Genomic DNA, 18,103 nt, shown 5'->3' with positions numbered 1-18,103 from the left:
CGCCTCCGGCCGCGCCGATAGACTCGGGGCCCGCCTCCGCCTTCCCGCCGCCGATGACCCCGCCCGTGCTCTACAGCTTCCGCCGCTGCCCCTATGCGATGCGCGCCCGCCTCGCGCTGGCGGCGAGCGGCCAGCGCTGCGAGCTGCGCGAGGTCGAGCTCAAGCGCAAGCCGCCCGAGATGCTGGCCGCCTCGCCCAAGGGCACGGTGCCGGTGCTCGTGCTGGCCGACGGCACGGTGATCGACCAGAGCCTGGACATCATGCGCTGGGCGCTCGCGGCCCACGATCCGCTGCGCTGGCTGCAGCCCGGCGACACCGAGGCGCTGGTCGCCGCCTGCGACGACCGCTTCAAGCCGCAGCTCGACCGCTACAAGTACCCGGGCCGCTTCGCCGACGCGGTGCAGGCCGAGGCCCGCGAGCAGGGTGCGCGCTTCCTGCGCGAGCTCGAGGCGCGGCTGGCGGCCTCGGCCTTCCTGCTCGGCGCCCACGCCACCCTGGCCGATGCCGCGCTGATGCCCTTCGTGCGCCAGTACGCGATGGTCGAGCCGGCCTGGTTCGAGGCCCAGCCCTGGCCACGGCTGCGCGCCTGGCTCGCGGACTGGATCGCCTCGCCGCTGTTCGACAGCGTCATGCGCAAGAACCCGCCCTGGCGCAGCGGCGAGGCCGGCATCGCCTTCCCATGAGCACGCGCCTGCATTTCGACCTGACGACGGTCCAGCTCTTCATCGCCACCGCCGAACTCGGCGGCGTCACGCGCGGCGCCGAGCGCATGCACATGGCGCCGGCCGCGGCCTCGCGCCGCATCCTCGAGCTCGAATCGCAGTTCGGCGTGGCGCTGTTCGAGCGCCGCCCGCACGGCATGGTGCTGACCGATGCCGGGCGCGCGATGCTCGCGCATGCGCGCAACATCACGCACACCGTGCTGCGCATGCAGGACGACGCGGCCTCCTACCTCGGCGGCGAACAGGGCGTGGTGCGCGTGGCGGCGCCGAAGTCGGCGGTGATCCAGTTCATGCCGCGCGACATCGAGCGCTGCGCCGCCGCCTGCCCCGGCGTGCGCATCGACCTGCAGGAGATGAACAGCCAGGTGGTGCAGCAGGCGCTGCGCCGCGGCACGGTCGACATCGGCATCTACGAGGCCAGCCTCGGCGCCATCGACCTGCCGATGCTGCCCTACCGCGGCGACCATCTGGTGGCCGTCACCGCGCGCGGCCATGCGCTGGCCGGCCGGCGCGAGGTGGTGCTCGAGGACATCCTGGCCTGCGACCTGATCGTGCTCAACGAGGGCTCGGCGATCTCGATCATGCTGGCGCGGCTGGCCGACGAGACCGGCCAGCTGCTGCGCATGCGCATGCGCGTGGGCGGCTTCGACAGCATCGCGGCGCTGGTGGCTCAGGACCTGGGCATCGGCGTCATGCCGGCGGCGATCGCGCGCCATGTGGCGGCGGGCAGCCGCTTCGCGCGACTGCCGATCCGCGGCGACTGGGCGCGGCGCCAGTTCGTGCTGTGCCATCGCGCCGAGGATTCGCTGTCGCGCGCCGCGGCCAGCGTGGCGCGCGTGCTCGCGGATACGCAAAACGCGAATCCAGCCTCGCCCAAATAGCGATGGCGCCCGGTGCGGGCCTTGCGCACCATCCGTCGAACCTAAAGAACGACGGAGACATCGCAGCATGCAACGCAGAAGCTTCACCCTGGCGGCCGCGGCCGCCCTCGCCGCACCGGCACTGGTGCGCGCCGCGAACGAGGCGGCGCCACCGGCCGGCCCCGTGAAGATCGTGGTCGGCTTCGCGCCCGGCGGCGGCACCGACGTGCTGGCGCGCGTCATCGGCCAGAAGCTGGGTGCGATGTGGAACGCATCGGTGGTGGTCGAGAACAAGCCCGGCGCCACCGGCGCGATCGCGGCCGACTACGTGAGCAAGCAATCGCCCGACGGCAACACCCTGCTGATGGCGCACGTCAACAGCCACGCGATCGCGCCGGCGCTGCTGACCGGCGTGCGCTATGACCCGCGGCGCGACTTCACGCCGCTGACCCTGGTGGGCGTGACACCGAACATGCTGACCTGCGCGCCCGCGCAGAAGGCGCGCACCCTGCCCGACGTCGTGGCGCTGTGCCGCGAGCGGCCGGGCCGCGTGTCCTTCGGCTCTTCGGGCATCGGCTCGGCGCAGCACCTGGCCTTCGAGATGTTCAAGCTGCAGGCCAAGGTCGATGCGGTTCATGTGCCCTACAAGGGCTCGAGCGCCCTGATCGTCGACCTGCTCGGCGGCCAGATCGACTATGCCTTCGACACGATGACCGCGGCCACGCCCTTCGTGAAGCAGGGCAAGGTGATCGCGATCGCGCAGACGCGGCTGCAGCGCGCGCGCAGCCATCCCACCGTGCCCACGCTCGCCGAGTCGGGCTTTCCGGGGCTGGACGCGGCTTCGTGGTATGGCCTCGTCGGCCCACGCGGCATGGCCGCGCCGATGGTGCAGCGCATGAGCGAGGACATCAACCGCGTGCTGGCCTTGCCCGAGATCGCGCAGCGGCTCGACGAGTTCGGCGCCGAGGACGCGGGCGGCAGCCCCGAGAAGTTCGGCGCCTTCATCGCGAGCGAATACGCCAAGTGGGGCCGCATCGTTAAAGAGGCCGGCGTGCGCGCCGACGCTTGAGACCATTTTCCTTTCCCCCTGAAAGACGCCAACCGATGAGCGACACCTCCTCCTCCCGTCCCCTCCCCTTGGCCGGCGTGCGCGTGCTCGACGTGAGCCAGGTCATGGCCGGTCCCTATGCCTGCATGCTGCTGGCCGACCTCGGCGCCGACGTCATCAAGATCGAGCCGCCGCAGGGCGGCGACCAGACGCGCGGCGCCATGGGCTTCAAGCTCAAGGGCACGGACAGCATGGGCTTCCTCAACATGAACCGCAACAAGCGCTCGATCGCGCTCGACCTCAAGTCCGACAGCGGGCGCGAGGTGCTCTACAAGCTGGTGGCGCAGGCCGACATCCTGGTGGAGAACTACCGCCCCGGCGTGATGAAGCGGCTGCGCACCGACTACGAAACGCTCAGCGCGATCAACCCGCGGCTGGTCTACGTCAGCATCTCGGGTTTCGGCCAGACCGGGCCCTGGGCCGGCCGGCCGGGCTTCGACCTGATGGCGCAGGCGATGTCGGGAATCATGAGCGTGACCGGCCATCCCGACGGCCCGCCCGCCAAGGCCGGCGTGCCGGTGGCCGACATCGGCTGCGCGCTGTTCGCCACCTACGGCATGCTGTCGGCCTACATCGGCGCCAAGGCCACGGGACGCGGCCAGTACGTCGATGCCTCGCTGTTCGATTCCGCGCTGGCCTTCTCGATCTGGGACATCAGCGAGTACTGGGGCACCGGCCGCGAGCCCGAGCAGCTCGGTACCGCCAACCGCATGAGCGCGCCCTACCAGGCGATGAAGGCGGCCGATGGCCACTTCGTGATGGGTGCGACCAACCAGAAGCTGTGGCAGACGCTGTGCGCCACGCTGGAGCGGCCCGACCTGCTCGATGACGCACGCTTCGCGACGGTGTCGCTGCGCCTCGCGAACCGGCACGCGCTGATCGAGAGCCTCGAGCGCAGCTTCGCCGAACAAGGTTGCGAGCACTGGATCGACCGGCTGCTGGCCGTGGGCATTCCGGCCGGGCCGATCCTCAGCTACCCCGAGGCCTTCGAGAGCGAGCATGGCCGGCACCGCCGCATGCGCATCGAGATCGACCACCCGGTGGAAGGCAAGGTGCCGAACATCGGCTTCGCGGTGAAGATGGGCGGCACGCCGCAGCAGGTGCGGCGCGCGCCGCCGCTGCTGGGGCAGCACACGGCCGAGGTGCTGGCCGAGCTCGGCATCGATGCGCCGGCGCAGCGCGAGCTGGCCGCGGCCGGAGCCTTCGGGTCATGAGCGAAGGCAGCGTTCATCTCTCGGTGACGGCGGGCATCGCCACGCTGGTGTTCGATCGGCCGGCCGCGCGCAATGCCATGACCTGGGCCATGTACCAGTCGCTCGCCGCGCACTGCGAATCGCTGGCCGCGCGCGCCGGCGAGGTGCGCGTGGCGGTGCTGCGCGGCGCGGGCGGCCAGGCCTTCGTGGCCGGCACCGACATCGCGCAGTTCCGCGACTTCGCGGGCGGCGACGACGGCGTGGCCTACGAGCGGCGCATCGATGCCGGCATCGGCCTGATCGAGGCGCTGCCGATGCCGACCGTGGCGGTGGTCGAGGGCTGGGCCGTGGGCGGCGGGCTCGCGATCGCGACCGCCTGCGACTTCCGGCTCGCGACGCCGGGCGCGCGCTTCGGCGTGCCGATCGCGCGCACGCTGGGCAACACGCTGTCGTCGCTGAACTTCGCGCGGCTGCGCGCGGCCTGGGGCCTGCAACCGGTGCGGCGCATGCTGCTGCTGGCGCAGATCCTCGACGCGGACGAGGCGCTGGCCTGCGGCTTCCTCGAACAGGTCTGCGCGGCCGAGGCGCTCGACGGCGCGCTGCAGTCGCTGTGCGCGCGGCTGGCCGCGCTGGCGCCCGTGACGCAGGCGGCCGCCAAGGAAGCGCTGCGCCGCGGCACGACGCAGGGCGCGCCCGACACCGACGACCTCGTGCGCCGCTGCTACGGCAGCGCCGATTTCGCCGAGGGCGTGGCGGCCTTCACCGAGGGACGGCCGCCGGCCTGGCGCGGCCGCTGATCAGGCTGCGAGCGCGCGCGCCGAGGCGCGCTGGATGCATTCGACGAAATGCTGCGCGGCCGGCGTCAGCAGCTGGCCGCGGCGCTTGACCACGCAGACGTTGAGCGTCGGCAGCGTCTCGACCACGTCCACGCGCCGGATGCCATGGCGCTTGAAGCTCAGCGCGGCCAGCGGCTCGACGAACAGGCCGATCAGGTCCATCTGCCCGACCAGCGACAGTGCGACCGTGACCGAGTGGCCCTGGATCACGCGCTGCGGCGCCGGCAGGCCCAGCGGCAGCAGCGCCGAGATCGATTCCCGGCCGCTGAAGTGATCGTCGCCCGGCAGGATCCATTCGGCGGTCGCGAGCTCGGCCATCGAGCGGCTCGCGCGCAGCGGATGGCGCTCGCGCAGTCCCACCACCAGCTTCACCGGAAACAGCTCGATCGCCTCGAACTGCGGATCGAGCCGGCCCGGCACCACGTGCGCCACCGCGAAGTCGAGCGAGCCCTCGCGCAGGCGCGCCAGCATCCAGGGCAGCACCGCCTCGCTGAACTGCACGTCGACGGCCGGCAGCCGGCCATGGAAGTCCTTGAAGGCCGCCGGCAGGATGGTCTGCGCGAACGAGGTGCTGACGGCCAGCGCGACCCGGCCCGTGAGCCCGTCGCGGATCTGCGCGATCTCCTCGCGCGCGCGCTGCATGTCGGCCAGCAGCATGCGCGCGCGCGGCGCGAAGGCCTCGCCGAAGGGCGTGAGCCGCACGCCCTTGACGCTGCGCTCCACCAGCGGTGCGTCGACCTCGCGCTCGAGCTCGCGCACGATCTTGGTCACCGCGGGCTGCGAGATGCCAAGCACGCGCGCCGCGGCGCGGATGCTCATCTGCTCGACCACCGCGACGAAGGCGTGCAACTGGTTGGGTTTCATGGAGGACGGGTGCCGGACGGGCGACAACCAAAAGTTATCGTACTGGCCCAATTATTGTCTTTTCAGCGAGCAACCGACTCTCTAGCATCCGTCGCGGCCGAAGACCTTCGACCTACCCGCATTCCACAGAACCACACCAACACCCCGAGACATGAGCCCCACCCGTCCCGCGCACAGCGCCGCCAGCCGGCGCCAGACCATCGTCGCCACCACCATCGGCAACGGCCTCGAGTTCTTCGACTTCACCGTCTACGGTTTTCTCGCGCTGGTGATCGGCAAGCTGTTCTTTCCCACCTTCAGCGGCTATGGCCAGCTGCTGCTCACGGTCGCGACCTTCGGCGTCGGCTTCATCATGCGGCCGCTGGGCGGCATCGTGATCGGCGCCTATGCCGACCGCGCGGGCCGCAAGAAGGCCATGACCTTGACCATCTTCCTGATGGCGCTGGGCTGCGCGGTGATCGCCTTCACGCCCACCTACGCGAGCATCGGCGTCGCGGCGCCGGTGCTGATCGTGCTGGCGCGGCTGATCCAGGGCTTCTCGGCCGGCGGCGAGGTCGGTGCTTCCACCACGCTGCTGGTGGAGCACGCCACGCCGCGCAACCGCGGCTACATGGCGAGCTGGCAGTTCGCGAGCCAGGGCCTGGGCGTGATGCTCGGCGCGGTGGTGGTGGGCGCGCTCACCTTCACGCTGTCGCCCGAGAACATGCAGAGCTGGGGCTGGCGCGTGCCCTTCGTCCTCGGCATGCTGATCGCGCCGGTGGGCATGTACATCCGCCGCCATCTCGAGGAATCGCTGCAGATCGCGCCCGAATCGGCCACCGCGCCGCGCCGCGAGAGCAGCCTCAAGATCGTCTGCTCGCAGCACGGCAAGACCGTGCTGGCCGCCATCCTCGCGCTGGTCGGCGGCACCACGGCGGCCTATGTCGTCACCTTCTACATGCCGACCTACGCGGTGCGCGAGCTCGGCCTCACGCCCTCGGTGGCGCTGTTCGGCGCCGCGCTCACCGGCCTGATCTCGTTCGCCTTCGCGCCCTTCGTGGGCCTGCTGTCGGACCGCGTGGGCCGCAAACCGCTGATCCTGTGGAGCCGCGTCTTCCTCGTGGTGCTGATCTACCCGGGCTTCCTCTGGCTCAATGCCTCGCCCACGCCCGCCGTGCTGTTCATCGTGCTCGGCGTGCTGAGCCTGGGCCTGGTGGGCCAGACCGTGCCCGGCATCACGATGCTGCCCGAGATGTTCCCGAAGGCGGTGCGCGCCAGCGGCATGTCGCTGGTCTACAGCGTGGGCGTGGCGCTGTTCGGCGGCTTCGCGCCCTTCATCAGCACCTGGCTGCTCAACGCCACCGGCAGCAAGCTCGCGCCGGCCTGGTACCTGGTCATCATGACCCTGGTCTCGCTGCTGGGCCTGCTCTGGCTGCGCGACCACACGGGCCGCGACATCGACGCGGCCGGCGCGCACGCCTGATTCCCCCTCGAACATTCCTCCCCACGATCCCTCCATGACCGCTCTCACCCACAGCACCGCCGCCACGCGGCATTTCTCGGGCACCTACGTCGAGGCTCGCGCCAAATTCCTCGAGGCCGCGCGCGCCCGCGGCGCTTCGATCGAATCCTTCGTCAATGAAGCCCATCGCGGCGCGCTCGGCGAGGAACTCGCGACCGACGTCGCGCTGCTCGGCGCCATCGACGCGAAGAAGCTGCTGCTCGTGACTTCGGGCACGCACGGCCCCGAAGGCTTCTGCGGCTCGGGCACGCAGGTCGCGACCCTGCATGACGAGGACCTGCTCACGCGCCTGCAGCAGGCCGGCGTGGCGCTGCTGCTGGTGCATGCCGTCAATCCGCACGGCTTCTCGCACCTGCACCGCACCAACGAGGACAACATCGACCTCAACCGCAACCACATCGACTTCGGCGCGCCGCTGCCGGTGAATGCCGAATACACCGACGTCGAACCGCTGGTGCTGCCCGCGAGCTGGCCGCCGACGCCGGCCGATGAAGCGGCCGTGGCCGCCTATATCGACAAGCACGGCATGCGCGCCTTCCGCGCCGCCGTCACCAAGGGCCAGTACGTCTCGCCCGACGGCCTGTTCTACGGCGGCACCGCGCCTTCGTGGAGCAACAGGACCATCCGATCGATCCTGCGCAAGTACGCGGCCTCGGCCACGCACATCGGCTGGATCGACGTGCACACGGGCCTGGGCCCCTACGGCCACGGCGAGAAGATCTACCCGGGCCGCAACACGCCCGAGGACCTGGCCATGGCCCATGCCTGGTGGGGTGCCGACGTGTTCGCGCCCTTCGCGGGCGACTCGGCCTCGGCCGACGTCTCGGGCCCGGTGATCTCGACCGCCTACGACGAATGCCCGAACGCGCGCATCGCGCCCATGGGCCTGGAGTTCGGCACCCTGCCCGACAACGAGGTGCTCACGCGCCTGCGCGCCGACACCTGGCTGCGCCGCCATCCGGAAGCCTCCGACGCACAGCAGCGCGAGATCCGCCGCCAGCTGCGCGATGCCTTCTACTGCGACAACGACGAGTGGAAGGGCATGGTGCTGGGGCAGACGCGCGTGGTGCTGCTGCAGACGCTGCAGGGCCTGCGCAAGGCCTGAAGACGGGGCGCGTCAGCCGAAGTTCGGCGCGCGCTTCTCGCGCAGCGAGGCCACGCCCTCGCGCACGTCGGCGCCCGCGAAGCCCATGAATTCGAGCGCCAGCGAGGCGTCGAAGGTGGGCCCGGCCTGGCGCAGCCAGTTGTTGAGCGCGTACTTGGTCAGGCGAATGGCGCTCTGGCTGCCGGCCGCGAGGCGGTCTGCCACCTCGTAGGCGCGCGGCAGCAGTTCCGCGTCCTCGACCGCCAGCGACACCAGGCCGATGCGCTCGGCCTCCTCGCCGCTGACCGGCTCGCACAGCAGCAGGTGGTACTTGGCCTTCGCCATGCCGCACAACAGCGGCCAGACGATCGCCGCATGGTCGCCGGCCGCCACGCCCAGGCGGGTGTGGCCGTCGACGATCTTCGCGCCGCGCGTGGCGATCGAGATGTCGGCCAAGAGGCCCGCCACCAGCCCCGCGCCCACGGCCGGGCCGTGCATCGCGCTCACGATCGGCTTGTCGCAGTTGATGATGTTGTAGACCAGGTCGCGCGCCTCGCGCCACACGCGCTGGCGGATCGCGTCGTCGGCCGTCATGTCCTGCACCATGCCGAGGTCGCCGCCGCCCGAGAAGCCCATGCCCTCGCCGCGCAGCACGGCGCAGCGCACCGAGTCGTCGGTCGAGACATCGCGCCAGATCTCGGCGAGTTCGCGGTGGCCGTCGTGGCCGGCCGTGGGCAGCTTGCCGTTGGCCGCGCGCATCTGGATGTCGAGCACGGTGCCGTTGGCGCCGCGGCGCGTGATGGCGAGGGTCTGGTAGCGGGCGTAGTCCATGGTCTTTCCTGTCTCCGGTGCGCGCCGATCGCGCACGCTCGTTGTTCTTTCAGCGCTGCGCCGCCACCTCGCGGCAGCGCTTCACGTTGGCATCGAGCCGCGGCGCGAGCCCGGGCTCGCAGACATCGCCCGCGGGATCGAGCCGGCACAGGCCGACCACCACGTAGTCCATCACGGCGTCGGTGCACATCGGGTACTTGGCGAGCTGCGGGTTGGCCCGGGACTTGAAGCCCCAGCGCTCCGAGAACTCGATGGTGCGCGCCATCGCGCCATGGAAGAACTCACGGTTCCTCGAGGCGACGGCGGCCTCCATGCGCGGCAGCTCCTCGTTGAGGTAGCCGACCGATTCGAGCGGGAAGTCGGCCGGGTTCTGCGACTGCGCGCAGGCGAGCGAGGCACCCAGCAGCAGCGGCAGCAGGCAGGCGGCGCGCAACGGGCGCGGGTGGGTCGGCGAGGAAGGGGCGGTGCGATGGCGAGGCATGGCCGTCGATTCTGCAACGTTTGCTGACAGTTTTGAATTCAGTCCGATGCGCCGGCGCCACGCGGCGCTTCCACGAAGCGCAGGTCGAGGCCGGGGCAGGCGTGGCGCGCGAGCACCAGTTCGTCGGGCGACGAGGCCTCGAGCAGTTGCCGTTCGGCCAGGAAGGCGCGCGCCTGCGGCAGCGAGCGCACGCCAAAGCACAGCGATTCGATGGTCGCGAACGGATGCCGGCCCGGGGCCAGCGCCACGGCGATGTCGGGCATCAGCGCGATCGGGCCCCGCGGCGAGGCCGTCAGCGCGCGCCATCGCGCGCTCGCCTCGGCCTCGTCGGGCACGGCCAGGCCGATCCTCTGCAGACCGACCAGCCCCAGCGGCCCACCCCTGCAGGCCCGGAAGACCTTCGCATCGCGAGCACGCCGCTGCAGCGCATCGAGCTTCTCCGGCCACGGATAGATGGTGCCGGCCGCATCCCAGGCGCAGAAGAAGACGCAGCAGGCATCGGAGGACAGGTCGAGCAGCACCGCGTTGGTGAAGTTGGTGACCGACGCGCCCGATGCGTCCTGCGTGCGGTACGCACGCGGCGGCTTGCAGGCGATACCTCGCGCGGCCAGTTCGGCGATGCTCGCTTCCAGGTCGGCCGGATCGAGCGCCAGGCCCTGCACGCGCGGCGGCTGCGCCTCGGGCGGCATGTCGGCGTCGTCGCGCGCGGCCCAGAGCTCGAGGTTGGTGTTGCCGACGTTGATCCAGCCGAAGCTCGCGAAGGCGCTGTGCTGCAGCGGCCAGCTCACCGGCAGGCCGAGCTCGCCGGCGAGCAGCGACCACAGCGGATCGACCGCGCGCAGGCGGATCACGACGTGGTCGAGCGCGCGGTACGCTGCCATGGCCGCCCGGCAGTCCTATCGCCCCTTCTTCTGCTTGTCGAACTTGTGCCAGTACCGGAACTCGTCCTCGTGCACCTCGAGGTCGACCTCCGACACGCGCGCCTGCAGCCGTTCCTGCACGTCAGCCACGGCCTTGTTGTAGATCGTGGGGCCGATCTCCTCGAGGAAGAAGCCCAGCAGCGCGCCGGCGGCGACGTTGCCGATCGGCTCCTCCATGTTCTCGCGGAAATAGCGCTCGATCGAGGTGATGGCCTGCTGGCGCAGCTCGCGCGAAATCTCGATGGTCATGCGGCGGGGTCCTTGCTGGATGCTCGAAAAGGGCATTGTGCCGATGCGTGGAGAATCGGGCCCCCGGCCGCGGCGCGAATGCGGCGGCCGCTCCCCCCAACCGAACCGATCGATCTCCATGGCCCGTCCCTCCCGCCAGCCCCGCATGCTCGAACGCGGCATCCTCTGCCTGCTCATCGGCGCCGCCGTGCTGCTGGGCCCGCACTTCCTGCAGGGCACGCGCTGGTTCGAGATGGTGGCGGGCGCCTCGGTGGTGGGCTGGTTCGCGCTCGCGCTGGGCGCGGCGCTGGTGGTGGTCGAGCTGGTGAAGCGCGGCAAGGATTCGCAACGGCGCTGAGCCGCGCGCGGCTCAGCGCCGCAGCTTCTTGACCAGTTCGACGACCGCGAGCACCACCGCGCCCGCGACGATGCCGACGCCGGCATTGACCAGCATCGAACCCAGCGTGCCGAACACGCCCGAGGTCGCGGCCCAGGCCTCGACCGCATGGCCGAGCGCGGGCACACCGTGCACCAGGATGCCGCCGCCGACCAGGAACATCGCGGCGGTGCCGGCGATCGACAGCCCCTTCATGAGCCAGGGCGCGCCCGCGAGGATCGCGCGGCCCACGCCACGGGCGGCGGCACTGCCGCGCTGGCTCAGGTAGAGGCCCGCGTCGTCGAGCTTCACGATGCCGGCCACCAGGCCGTAGACGCCGACCGTCATGATCAGCGCGATGCCCACCAGCACGCTGAGCTGGGTGGTGAAGGGCTGGCCCTGCACGGTGCCCAGCGTGATCGCGATGATTTCGGCCGAGAGGATGAAGTCGGTGCGCACCGCGCCCTTGATCTTGTCCTTCTCGAGCGCCACCACGTCGACCGCGGCATCGGCCACGGCCTGCTCGTGGCGCGCGGTGTCGGCCGCGTGTTCTTCCTTGTGCAGGAACTTGTGGGCCAGCTTCTCGCAGCCCTCGAAGCACAGGAAGGCGCCGCCCACCATGAGCAGCGGCGTGACCAGCCAGGGCAGCCAGGTGCCGATGGCCAGCGCGGCCGGCACCAGGATCACCTTGTTGACCAGCGAGCCCTTGCACACCGCCCAGACCACGGGCAGTTCGCGGTCGGCCTTGACGCCGGCGACCTGCTGGGCATTGAGCGCGAGGTCGTCGCCGAGCACCCCGGCCGTCTTCTTGGCGGCGACCTTGGTGAGGACCGATACGTCGTCGAGCACGGTCGCGATGTCGTCGAGCAGCAGGAGCAGGCTGGAGGCCATGGATGGGCGAAAGGAAAATGAAAGGCGCGAGCTTAGCCGCTGCCGTGTGCAGGGTCCGTGAATATCCGCACATGCCGGGCCCGCGCCTTCGGCGCGGCCACGCGATGTACGCCGAAAGCAGTCGGCCGAAGCTCTCGGCCCTCAACCTTCAGCCGTCAGAGCGCGCTCAGCGCGATCGCCAGCATGGTGGCCAGCGAGACGCCGAACACCGCGAGGCCGACGGCACGGCGGCGGTGCGTGAGCAGCCACAGCGCCACGCCCGAGAGCGACAGGAAGATCAGGCTGCCGGCCAGCGTGTCGACCAGCAGGATCCACGCGAGCGGCATGCCGCCGCCCTTGTGCATGTTGGTGAGGGTGGCGACGAGGCCGTTGTGGGTGGTGGCCACGCCCACCGAGCGGTTGCCCTGCCAGTAGTCGGCCTGCACGATCTCGTTCGGGCCGCCGAAGTTGAAGGTCCAGTGCGCGGGCTGCGTCAGCGCGGGGGCCTCGGGATCGGCCTTGCGGTCGACCCAGGCCACCGGCTTGGCGGGCTCGATGCGCGTGGAGCGCGGCGGGCCATCGGTGCGCAAGGCCTGCTGCAGCCAGGCGGCCATCGCCTCGGGCGTGGTCGGCGCCGGCTCGGGCAGCGCGAGCTGGGCCCGGCTGCGTTCCTGCGCTTGCGGCAGCTTCAGCACGTTGCGGTGGTTGAGCCAGATGCCGCTGAAGCCGAACAACAGCCCGAGCACCGCGCCCCAGAGGCCGAACCAGCCATGGGTGCGGCGGATCCATTGCACGGCGAGCGTGCGGCGCTGGTGCGATGGCACCCGGCGGGCGTGGCCCGGGGCGTGTCCGGCGTCCATGTCAGGCGACGTTGCGTTTGAGGCGGATTTCCTCGATGCGCACGCTGCCGATCTGCGTGGTCTTGGCGGTCTTCATCTCGCGCTTGAAGCCGGCCAGCTCGTGGAAACGCATCGCGCGGTCGTTGCGGATCGGCACCCAGATGGTGACCGTGGTGCAGCCCTCTTCCTCGAGGCCCTCGCGCGCGGCGTCCCAGAGGGCGACGCCGATACCCTTGTCCCAGTGCTCGGGACGGACGTAGAGGGCCCAGATCTCGCCCGCGGTGGACGGGGTCTTGGGGTCGCGCGAGCGGTCGAAGCCGACGAAGCCGACGACCTTGCCATCGAGTTCGGCCACGTGGACCTGCGGTTCGCTGAACTCGATGGCTTCGCGCCACTTGGCCTCGCGCGAGGCGAGCGCCAGCGCGCGCAGCTCCTCTTCGGGCAGGATGCCTTCGTAGGCGGCCTTGGCGGCGGCGGCGTGGACTTCTGCGATGGCCTTGGCATCGCGCATCGTGGCGGGGCGAACTTCGTGGTCGGACATGAATGCGGGAAAAACGGATGGAACCGCCTATTGTCGCCGCACCGCTAAACTCCCAGCCCATCATCGCAGCAGCTCAGGAGAAACCTTATGGCCAAGGGTCAGCAACGTTCCAACAAGGAAAGCAAGAAACCGAAGAAGGACACCTCCCCGCCGAAGGCCCCGGCACTCGGCGGCGAGCCGGTGCGCGCGGTCGTCACCACGGCGGTGATTCCGCGCGGCAAGCTCAAGAACAAGTGATCCGCCACCCGTGAGCGACGCACCGACCTCGCCGCCCTCCCCCACCGCGCCCCCGGCCCAGCCGCGCAATCCGCTGCACGGGCTGACGCTCGAAGCCATCGTGACGGCGCTGCAGGCGCACTACGGCTGGCAGCAGCTGGGCGAGTTGGTGCCGGTGCGCTGCTTCACGCACGAACCCAGCGTGGGTTCGAGCCTGCGCTTCCTGCGCAAGACGCCGTGGGCGCGCGAGAAGGTCGAGAGCCTCTACCTCTTCATGCTGCGCGAGCAGCGCCGCCAGGGCACGTCGACGCCGCGGCCATGAAGGTCCGCCTCGAGCCCTCGGGCCTGGTCTTCGAGACCGAGGCCGGCACCAGCGTGCTGAAGGCGGCCGAGGCGGCCGGCATCGAGATGCCGAGCTCGTGCCGCAACGGCACCTGCCGCACCTGCATCTGCCAGCTGCTCGAAGGCGAGGCGCGCCACACCATCGAATGGCCGGGCCTGAGCGCCGAGGAAAAGGCCGAGCGCTGGATCCTGCCCTGCGTGGCCGAGGCACTGGGCGACATCGCGATCGACGCGCCGCAGGCCTTCTCGCTGTTCGACGACGCCTGACTCAGCCGCGCACGGCCGGCGCCGCCACCACCAGCCGGTCGCGCTGCGCAAGCGAGGGGAAGAGCCTGAACCAGGTCAGCGCGACCAGCATCGTGCCGACGCCGCCCACCACCACCGAGCCCACCGGCCCGAGCAGCGCCGCGGTGGCGCCCGATTCGAATTCGCCGAGCTGGTTGCTGGCGCCGATGAAGATCGAGTTGACCGCGCTGACCCGCCCGCGCATCGCATCGGGCGTCTCGAGCTGCACCAGCGTCTGGCGGATCACCACGTTGACCATGTCGGCGCCGCCCGAGACCGCGAGCGCGATCAGCGAGACGATGAAGCTGCGCGAGATGCCGAACACCACCATGCACAGGCCGAACAGCGCGATCGCCATCAGCAGCGCGCGGCCCACGCGGCGTTCGATCGGCCGGCGCGTGAGCGCGATCGACATCACCAGCGCGCCCACCGCGGGCGCGCCGCGCAGCAGGCCCAGGCCCCAAGGGCCGGTGTGCAGGATGTCCTTGGCATAGATCGGCAGCAGCGCCACCGCGCCGCCCAGCAGCACCGCGAACAGGTCGAGCGAGACCGCGCCGAGCACCGGCTTGCGGTTCCAAATGAAGTTGACGCCCGCGAACACGGTGCCGAGCGTGACCGGCTCTCGCGCCTTGGGCACGTAGGCATAGCGCAGCCGCAGCACCAGCGCGCAGGCCACCACGAAGAACAGCACGCTCGCGCCGTAGACCACCGCCATGCCAGCCACGAACAGCAGGCCGCCGAGCGCCGGCCCGCCGATGATCGCGCCCTGCATGCCGGCCGAGCTGAAGGCCATGGCGCGCGCCAGCATGACCGGCGGCACCAGCATCGGCGTCAGCGCCTGCTGGGCCGGCATCTGGAACGCGCGCACCGCGCCCAGCACCAGCGACAGGCCCAGCAGCAGCGCGCGGCTGTCGTGGCCGCGCAGCACCGCGAACAGCAGCGCCAGCGCCACCAGCCCCTGCACCGCGAAGCAGGCCGCGACGATGCGCCCGCGGTGGTGGCGGTCGACCACGTGGCCCGCGAGCAGCGCCAGCAGCAGCGCCGGCACGAATTGGTAGAGCCCGACCAGGCCCAGGTCCCAGGCGCTGTTGGTCAGGTAGTACATGTGCCAGCCGATGGCCACCAGCAGCATCTGCGAGGCGGCAGTGCCGAACAGGCGCGCCACCCACATCTGCATGAACGGGCGTTCGCGCGTGAGGTCGGAAAAACTCGGTGGGGAAGGCACCGCGCCGGCGGCGGCATCGAGGGGAGAGGAGGCGGAGGCTGAGGAGCCAGTGGCGGGGCCGGACATCCGTCCAAGGATAGCCCACCCACCGTGAGCCGCGCATGAGGGCCCGCCAAGGCCCCTGCACGACCCTGCGCCGCGGCGCTTCTACACTCGGGCCCTCCCATGGCCCCGCCCCTGCTACGACCCGTTCACGAAGACGCCCACCTGCTGGTGCTCGACAAGCCCGCCGGCCTGCTGTGCGTGCCCGGCCGCGGCGAGGACAAGCAGGACTGCCTGAGCGCGCGCGCCCAGCGCCAGTGGCCCGATGCGCTGATCGTGCACCGGCTCGACATGGCGACCAGCGGCCTGGTGCTGATGGCGCGCGGCCTCGAGATGCAGCGCGCGCTGAGCGACGCCTTCGCCACGCGCCAGGTCGACAAGCGCTACGAAGCGGTGGTCGACGGTCTGCTGCCTGTGGACGCGGAATGGACCTGCATCGATGCGCCCTTGATGGCCGACTGGCCGCGCCGCCCGCTGCAGAAGATCGACCCCGCCGGCAAGCCCAGCCTCACGCGCTGGCGCGCCCTGGGCGGCCTCGACGGCGAAACGCCCTGCAGCTACCTGCTGCTGGAGCCGCTCACCGGCCGCTCGCACCAGCTGCGCGTGCACCTCGCGTCGATCGGCCATCCGATCCTCGGCGATGCGCTCTACGGCAGCCCCGAAGTGCAGGCACGCGCGCCGCGCCTGCTGCTGCATGCGAGCGCGCTGGGCTTCGAACACCCGGCCACGCGCGAGCGCATGCGCTTCGCGAGCCGACCCGATTTCGGGCCGCGCTTCGAGGCGTTGCGGGAGGCGGGGGAAGGCTCGGCGTGAGCGGCGGGAATCGGCGGGATTCGAAGGGGTGGCGCGGCGTTCTTCTCAGCCGCCCTTGACCACCAGCACCGGCACCATCGAGTCCTGCAGCACGCGCTGCGTCACGCTGCCGAGCAGCAGCTTCTCGATGCCGCTGCGGCCGTGCGAACCCATCACGATCAGGTCGGCCGCGATGGCGATGGCCGTGTCCACGATGCCTTCGTGCACCACGTGGCCGTCGATCACGCGCTGGTCGCTGTGCAGGCCTTCGGCCGCCAGCGCGGCCACGCCGCGCGCGAGTGCCGCATTGGCGCTCGAGGTGGCCGCGGCGAGGTACTCGTTCTGGCCGAGCGCATAGTCCGCGCCCACGCCGATGAAGGGGTAGTTGTCGATCACGTGGATCAGGGTGATGCGGCTTCCGAAGGCCAGCGCCAATCCGCTGGCCTTGCTGACCGCGAGCATGGAAGTTTCGGAGCCGTCGATGGGGACCAGGATGTGATTGAACATGGCGGACCTCGCTTTCTTCGTTCGCAGGCAGACAGGGTCCAGTCCACGGGCCGTTGGAGATGGCCGAAGACCGGGCCCCGAATTTAACCGCAAGGCTGCGACACAACTGTAGGACGCCTCCCAGCCAGGGAAATTGCGGATACCGCCTTCGCGCGGCCCGCGCCTGCAGGCCGCGCAGCGCCTCGCGGCGCGGGTTTCAGTCGCCCTGAAAACCCTGGGCGCGGCAGGTGATCACCAGCGTGTCGCGCCAGCCCGTGCCGTTCTCCTCGAGCGGCTGGATCGGCGTCGATTCGTGGATCACGCGCGCATCGTCGAGCAGCAGCAGCGTCCACGGCTCGGTCATGGTGAAGCGCTCGCCGCGCCGCCCGTTGGCCTCGAACACGCGCGTCTCGCCGCCCTTGATGTCGTGGCGGCCCACCAGCGCCACCGCCACCAGGTCCACGCCATCGCGGTGCGCGCCCTCGGGCGTGGGCCGGCCGATGCCGCCCGCGGTGTCGATGCGGAACTGGTGCGCTTCCACGTACCAGCGCTGCGCGCCACGCAGCTGGCTCGCCGCTTCGCCGAGTCGCACGATCAACCGCTGCCAGGCCGGCTGCGCGATCGTGGCCGCGAGCATCGGCGCGAACCAGCGCTGCATGCCGCCATGCAGCGCGTTGTATTCGACCGGCTGCCAGTGCGCGCGGCGCGGCACCTGCTGCATCGCCTCGCCGTCGACCGTGAAGCATTCGTGGCGCCGCGTGCGATAGCGGCCGCCGTCCTTCAGGTATTCGTCGGGCGGAAGATCGTTCCAGTCGGCATGCAGCGCCTCGAGCTGCGCGACCGGCAGGCCGAGCCAGTCGCCCACGGCCTGGGGCCCAAGCACCGCATAGCCCTGGTCGCGCAGTGCGGCCGGCAGTTCCGCGGGATGGATGAACGGCGGATCGAAGGCCGGGGTGGTCACGACGCCGTGACCTTCACGTCTTTCCAGAACGCGACGCGGTCGCGGACCATCTCGGCCTCGGGCTTGGGGTCGGCGTAGTACCAGGCGGCGTCGGTGTTGAGTTCGCCGTTGACCAGCAGCGAGTAGTAGTTCGCGCTGCCCTTCCAGGGGCAGGTGGTCTTGTGGTTGCTGAAGGTCACGACGTCGCGGTTGAGCGACGACATGGGGAAGTAGTGGTTGCCCTCGACGAGGACGGTGTCGTCGCTTTCGGCGATGGTGGCGCCGTTCCAGGTGGCTTTCATTTGGGTTTGGGTCTCCGACTGGGGGGATGTGTTTGGCCGGAGGGGTATTGTGACTGTTTGGTTTCTGGTGTTTTGTTGGGGTGTTTTTTTTGCTCTTTGGGCTGAGGTTGGATTGGGGGTGTTTTCTTTGCTTGAGGCTGTAGGCCGGGTCTCGCCCCGGCGGGCGACTTACTTTTCTTGTCTCGCCAAGAAAAGTAAGCAAAAGAAGGCGACCCCGCT

Annotated in this window: 24 protein-coding genes; 12 read left to right on the top strand and 12 right to left on the bottom strand. The window is 70.5% G+C overall.

The features are described 5' to 3' along the window. Nucleotides 1-53: 53 nt before the first annotated feature. The 5 genes from AC07RV_RS27670 (at nucleotide 54) to AC07RV_RS27650 (ending at nucleotide 4,680) form a co-directional block, all read left to right on the top strand. Nucleotides 54-683 (top strand): glutathione S-transferase, encoded by a 630-nt coding sequence (locus AC07RV_RS27670; RefSeq protein ID WP_296781448.1) that lies wholly within the window; start codon nucleotides 54-56, stop codon nucleotides 681-683. Then, a complete protein-coding gene (locus AC07RV_RS27665; protein WP_296781447.1) occupies nucleotides 680-1,603 on the top strand; it encodes a LysR family transcriptional regulator in 924 nt (307 codons plus the stop codon). The genes AC07RV_RS27670 and AC07RV_RS27665 overlap by 4 nt, the downstream gene beginning before the upstream one ends. Nucleotides 1,604-1,670: 67 nt before the next feature. Continuing rightward, complete coding sequence (locus AC07RV_RS27660; protein WP_296781446.1) at nucleotides 1,671-2,651, top strand: tripartite tricarboxylate transporter substrate binding protein; 981 nt, start codon at nucleotides 1,671-1,673, stop codon at nucleotides 2,649-2,651. A 35-nt stretch (nucleotides 2,652-2,686) separates the two neighbouring features. After that, nucleotides 2,687-3,904 carry a CaiB/BaiF CoA transferase family protein gene (locus AC07RV_RS27655; RefSeq protein ID WP_296781445.1) on the top strand — a complete coding sequence of 406 codons (1,218 nt, stop codon included), beginning with the start codon at nucleotides 2,687-2,689 and terminating at the stop codon, nucleotides 3,902-3,904. Further along, nucleotides 3,901-4,680 (top strand): enoyl-CoA hydratase/isomerase family protein, encoded by a 780-nt coding sequence (locus AC07RV_RS27650; RefSeq protein WP_296781444.1) that lies wholly within the window; start codon nucleotides 3,901-3,903, stop codon nucleotides 4,678-4,680. The genes AC07RV_RS27655 and AC07RV_RS27650 overlap by 4 nt, the downstream gene beginning before the upstream one ends. On the opposite strand, the gene AC07RV_RS27645 is transcribed toward AC07RV_RS27650, so the two are convergent. Then, complete coding sequence (locus AC07RV_RS27645; protein ID WP_093339939.1) at nucleotides 4,681-5,583, bottom strand: LysR family transcriptional regulator; 903 nt, start codon at nucleotides 5,581-5,583, stop codon at nucleotides 4,681-4,683. It lies immediately after the preceding gene. Nucleotides 5,584-5,734: 151 nt separating this feature from the next. Between AC07RV_RS27645 and AC07RV_RS27640 the strand changes: the two genes are divergently transcribed. Next, nucleotides 5,735-7,045 carry an MFS transporter gene (locus tag AC07RV_RS27640; protein ID WP_444813598.1) on the top strand — a complete coding sequence of 437 codons (1,311 nt, stop codon included), beginning with the start codon at nucleotides 5,735-5,737 and terminating at the stop codon, nucleotides 7,043-7,045. Nucleotides 7,046-7,079: 34 nt separating this feature from the next. Further along, nucleotides 7,080-8,189 (top strand): M14 family metallopeptidase, encoded by a 1,110-nt coding sequence (locus tag AC07RV_RS27635; RefSeq protein WP_444813597.1) that lies wholly within the window; start codon nucleotides 7,080-7,082, stop codon nucleotides 8,187-8,189. A gap of 12 nt (nucleotides 8,190-8,201) precedes the next feature. Here the strand turns inward: AC07RV_RS27635 and AC07RV_RS27630 are convergent, their stop codons facing one another. The 4 genes from AC07RV_RS27630 to AC07RV_RS27615 are packed head-to-tail and all read right to left on the bottom strand — an operon-like array spanning nucleotide 8,202 to nucleotide 10,649. Beyond that, nucleotides 8,202-8,999 (bottom strand): enoyl-CoA hydratase/isomerase family protein, encoded by a 798-nt coding sequence (locus AC07RV_RS27630; protein ID WP_296789298.1) that lies wholly within the window; start codon nucleotides 8,997-8,999, stop codon nucleotides 8,202-8,204. A gap of 49 nt (nucleotides 9,000-9,048) precedes the next feature. Continuing rightward, nucleotides 9,049-9,480, bottom strand: a complete 432-nt coding sequence (locus AC07RV_RS27625; RefSeq protein ID WP_296789296.1) for a hypothetical protein — start codon at nucleotides 9,478-9,480, stop codon at nucleotides 9,049-9,051. A 38-nt stretch (nucleotides 9,481-9,518) separates the two neighbouring features. Next, nucleotides 9,519-10,361 (bottom strand): VOC family protein, encoded by an 843-nt coding sequence (locus AC07RV_RS27620; RefSeq protein ID WP_296789295.1) that lies wholly within the window; start codon nucleotides 10,359-10,361, stop codon nucleotides 9,519-9,521. Nucleotides 10,362-10,376: 15 nt separating this feature from the next. Beyond that, nucleotides 10,377-10,649, bottom strand: a complete 273-nt coding sequence (locus AC07RV_RS27615) for a DUF2164 domain-containing protein (protein WP_296789294.1) — start codon at nucleotides 10,647-10,649, stop codon at nucleotides 10,377-10,379. Between the two features lie 118 nt (nucleotides 10,650-10,767). Between AC07RV_RS27615 and AC07RV_RS27610 the strand changes: the two genes are divergently transcribed. Next, nucleotides 10,768-10,986: a hypothetical protein gene (locus AC07RV_RS27610; RefSeq protein ID WP_057597821.1), complete on the top strand. Its 219-nt coding sequence runs from the start codon at nucleotides 10,768-10,770 to the stop codon at nucleotides 10,984-10,986. A 12-nt stretch (nucleotides 10,987-10,998) separates the two neighbouring features. On the opposite strand, the gene AC07RV_RS27605 is transcribed toward AC07RV_RS27610, so the two are convergent. The 3 genes from AC07RV_RS27605 to AC07RV_RS27595 form a co-directional block, all read right to left on the bottom strand. Then, entirely contained in the window at nucleotides 10,999-11,895 is an 897-nt protein-coding gene (locus tag AC07RV_RS27605) for a DUF808 domain-containing protein (RefSeq protein WP_208512200.1), read from the bottom strand. A 155-nt stretch (nucleotides 11,896-12,050) separates the two neighbouring features. Further along, nucleotides 12,051-12,734: a PepSY-associated TM helix domain-containing protein gene (locus AC07RV_RS27600; protein WP_296789293.1), complete on the bottom strand. Its 684-nt coding sequence runs from the start codon at nucleotides 12,732-12,734 to the stop codon at nucleotides 12,051-12,053. 1 nt (nucleotide 12,735) lies between these two features. Further along, nucleotides 12,736-13,254 carry a GNAT family N-acetyltransferase gene (locus AC07RV_RS27595; RefSeq protein WP_093339960.1) on the bottom strand — a complete coding sequence of 173 codons (519 nt, stop codon included), beginning with the start codon at nucleotides 13,252-13,254 and terminating at the stop codon, nucleotides 12,736-12,738. 87 nt (nucleotides 13,255-13,341) lie between these two features. On the opposite strand from AC07RV_RS27595, the gene AC07RV_RS27590 reads away from it, so the two are divergent. From AC07RV_RS27590 to AC07RV_RS27580, 3 genes are read left to right on the top strand one after another with little or no spacing between them, the layout of a single operon-like run. After that, nucleotides 13,342-13,491 (top strand): hypothetical protein, encoded by a 150-nt coding sequence (locus tag AC07RV_RS27590; RefSeq protein WP_177239215.1) that lies wholly within the window; start codon nucleotides 13,342-13,344, stop codon nucleotides 13,489-13,491. Nucleotides 13,492-13,501: 10 nt separating this feature from the next. After that, nucleotides 13,502-13,792 carry a VF530 family protein gene (locus AC07RV_RS27585; RefSeq protein WP_296789291.1) on the top strand — a complete coding sequence of 97 codons (291 nt, stop codon included), beginning with the start codon at nucleotides 13,502-13,504 and terminating at the stop codon, nucleotides 13,790-13,792. Then, complete coding sequence (locus AC07RV_RS27580; protein WP_209545440.1) at nucleotides 13,789-14,079, top strand: 2Fe-2S iron-sulfur cluster-binding protein; 291 nt, start codon at nucleotides 13,789-13,791, stop codon at nucleotides 14,077-14,079. Before AC07RV_RS27585 ends, AC07RV_RS27580 begins: the two co-directional genes overlap by 4 nt. Nucleotide 14,080: 1 nt before the next feature. Here the strand turns inward: AC07RV_RS27580 and AC07RV_RS27575 are convergent, their stop codons facing one another. After that, nucleotides 14,081-15,388 carry an MFS transporter gene (locus tag AC07RV_RS27575; protein ID WP_296789289.1) on the bottom strand — a complete coding sequence of 436 codons (1,308 nt, stop codon included), beginning with the start codon at nucleotides 15,386-15,388 and terminating at the stop codon, nucleotides 14,081-14,083. A gap of 99 nt (nucleotides 15,389-15,487) precedes the next feature. On the opposite strand from AC07RV_RS27575, the gene AC07RV_RS27570 reads away from it, so the two are divergent. Further along, nucleotides 15,488-16,177 (top strand): RluA family pseudouridine synthase, encoded by a 690-nt coding sequence (locus AC07RV_RS27570; RefSeq protein WP_296789288.1) that lies wholly within the window; start codon nucleotides 15,488-15,490, stop codon nucleotides 16,175-16,177. A 45-nt stretch (nucleotides 16,178-16,222) separates the two neighbouring features. Here the strand turns inward: AC07RV_RS27570 and AC07RV_RS27565 are convergent, their stop codons facing one another. From AC07RV_RS27565 to AC07RV_RS27555, 3 genes are all read right to left on the bottom strand, one after another. Then, nucleotides 16,223-16,663 carry a universal stress protein gene (locus tag AC07RV_RS27565; RefSeq protein ID WP_057597897.1) on the bottom strand — a complete coding sequence of 147 codons (441 nt, stop codon included), beginning with the start codon at nucleotides 16,661-16,663 and terminating at the stop codon, nucleotides 16,223-16,225. A 196-nt stretch (nucleotides 16,664-16,859) separates the two neighbouring features. Then, complete coding sequence (locus tag AC07RV_RS27560) at nucleotides 16,860-17,603, bottom strand: 2OG-Fe dioxygenase family protein (protein WP_296789287.1); 744 nt, start codon at nucleotides 17,601-17,603, stop codon at nucleotides 16,860-16,862. Further along, nucleotides 17,600-17,884, bottom strand: coding sequence for a DUF427 domain-containing protein (locus AC07RV_RS27555; RefSeq protein ID WP_093339974.1), 285 nt, complete (start codon nucleotides 17,882-17,884; stop codon nucleotides 17,600-17,602). Before AC07RV_RS27555 ends, AC07RV_RS27560 begins: the two co-directional genes overlap by 4 nt. Nucleotides 17,885-18,103: the final 219 nt, after the last annotated feature.

This window comes from Variovorax sp. GW821-FHT09B01 (genome assembly GCF_059418345.1).
This window is presented reverse-complemented; position numbering and strand designations above follow the sequence as displayed.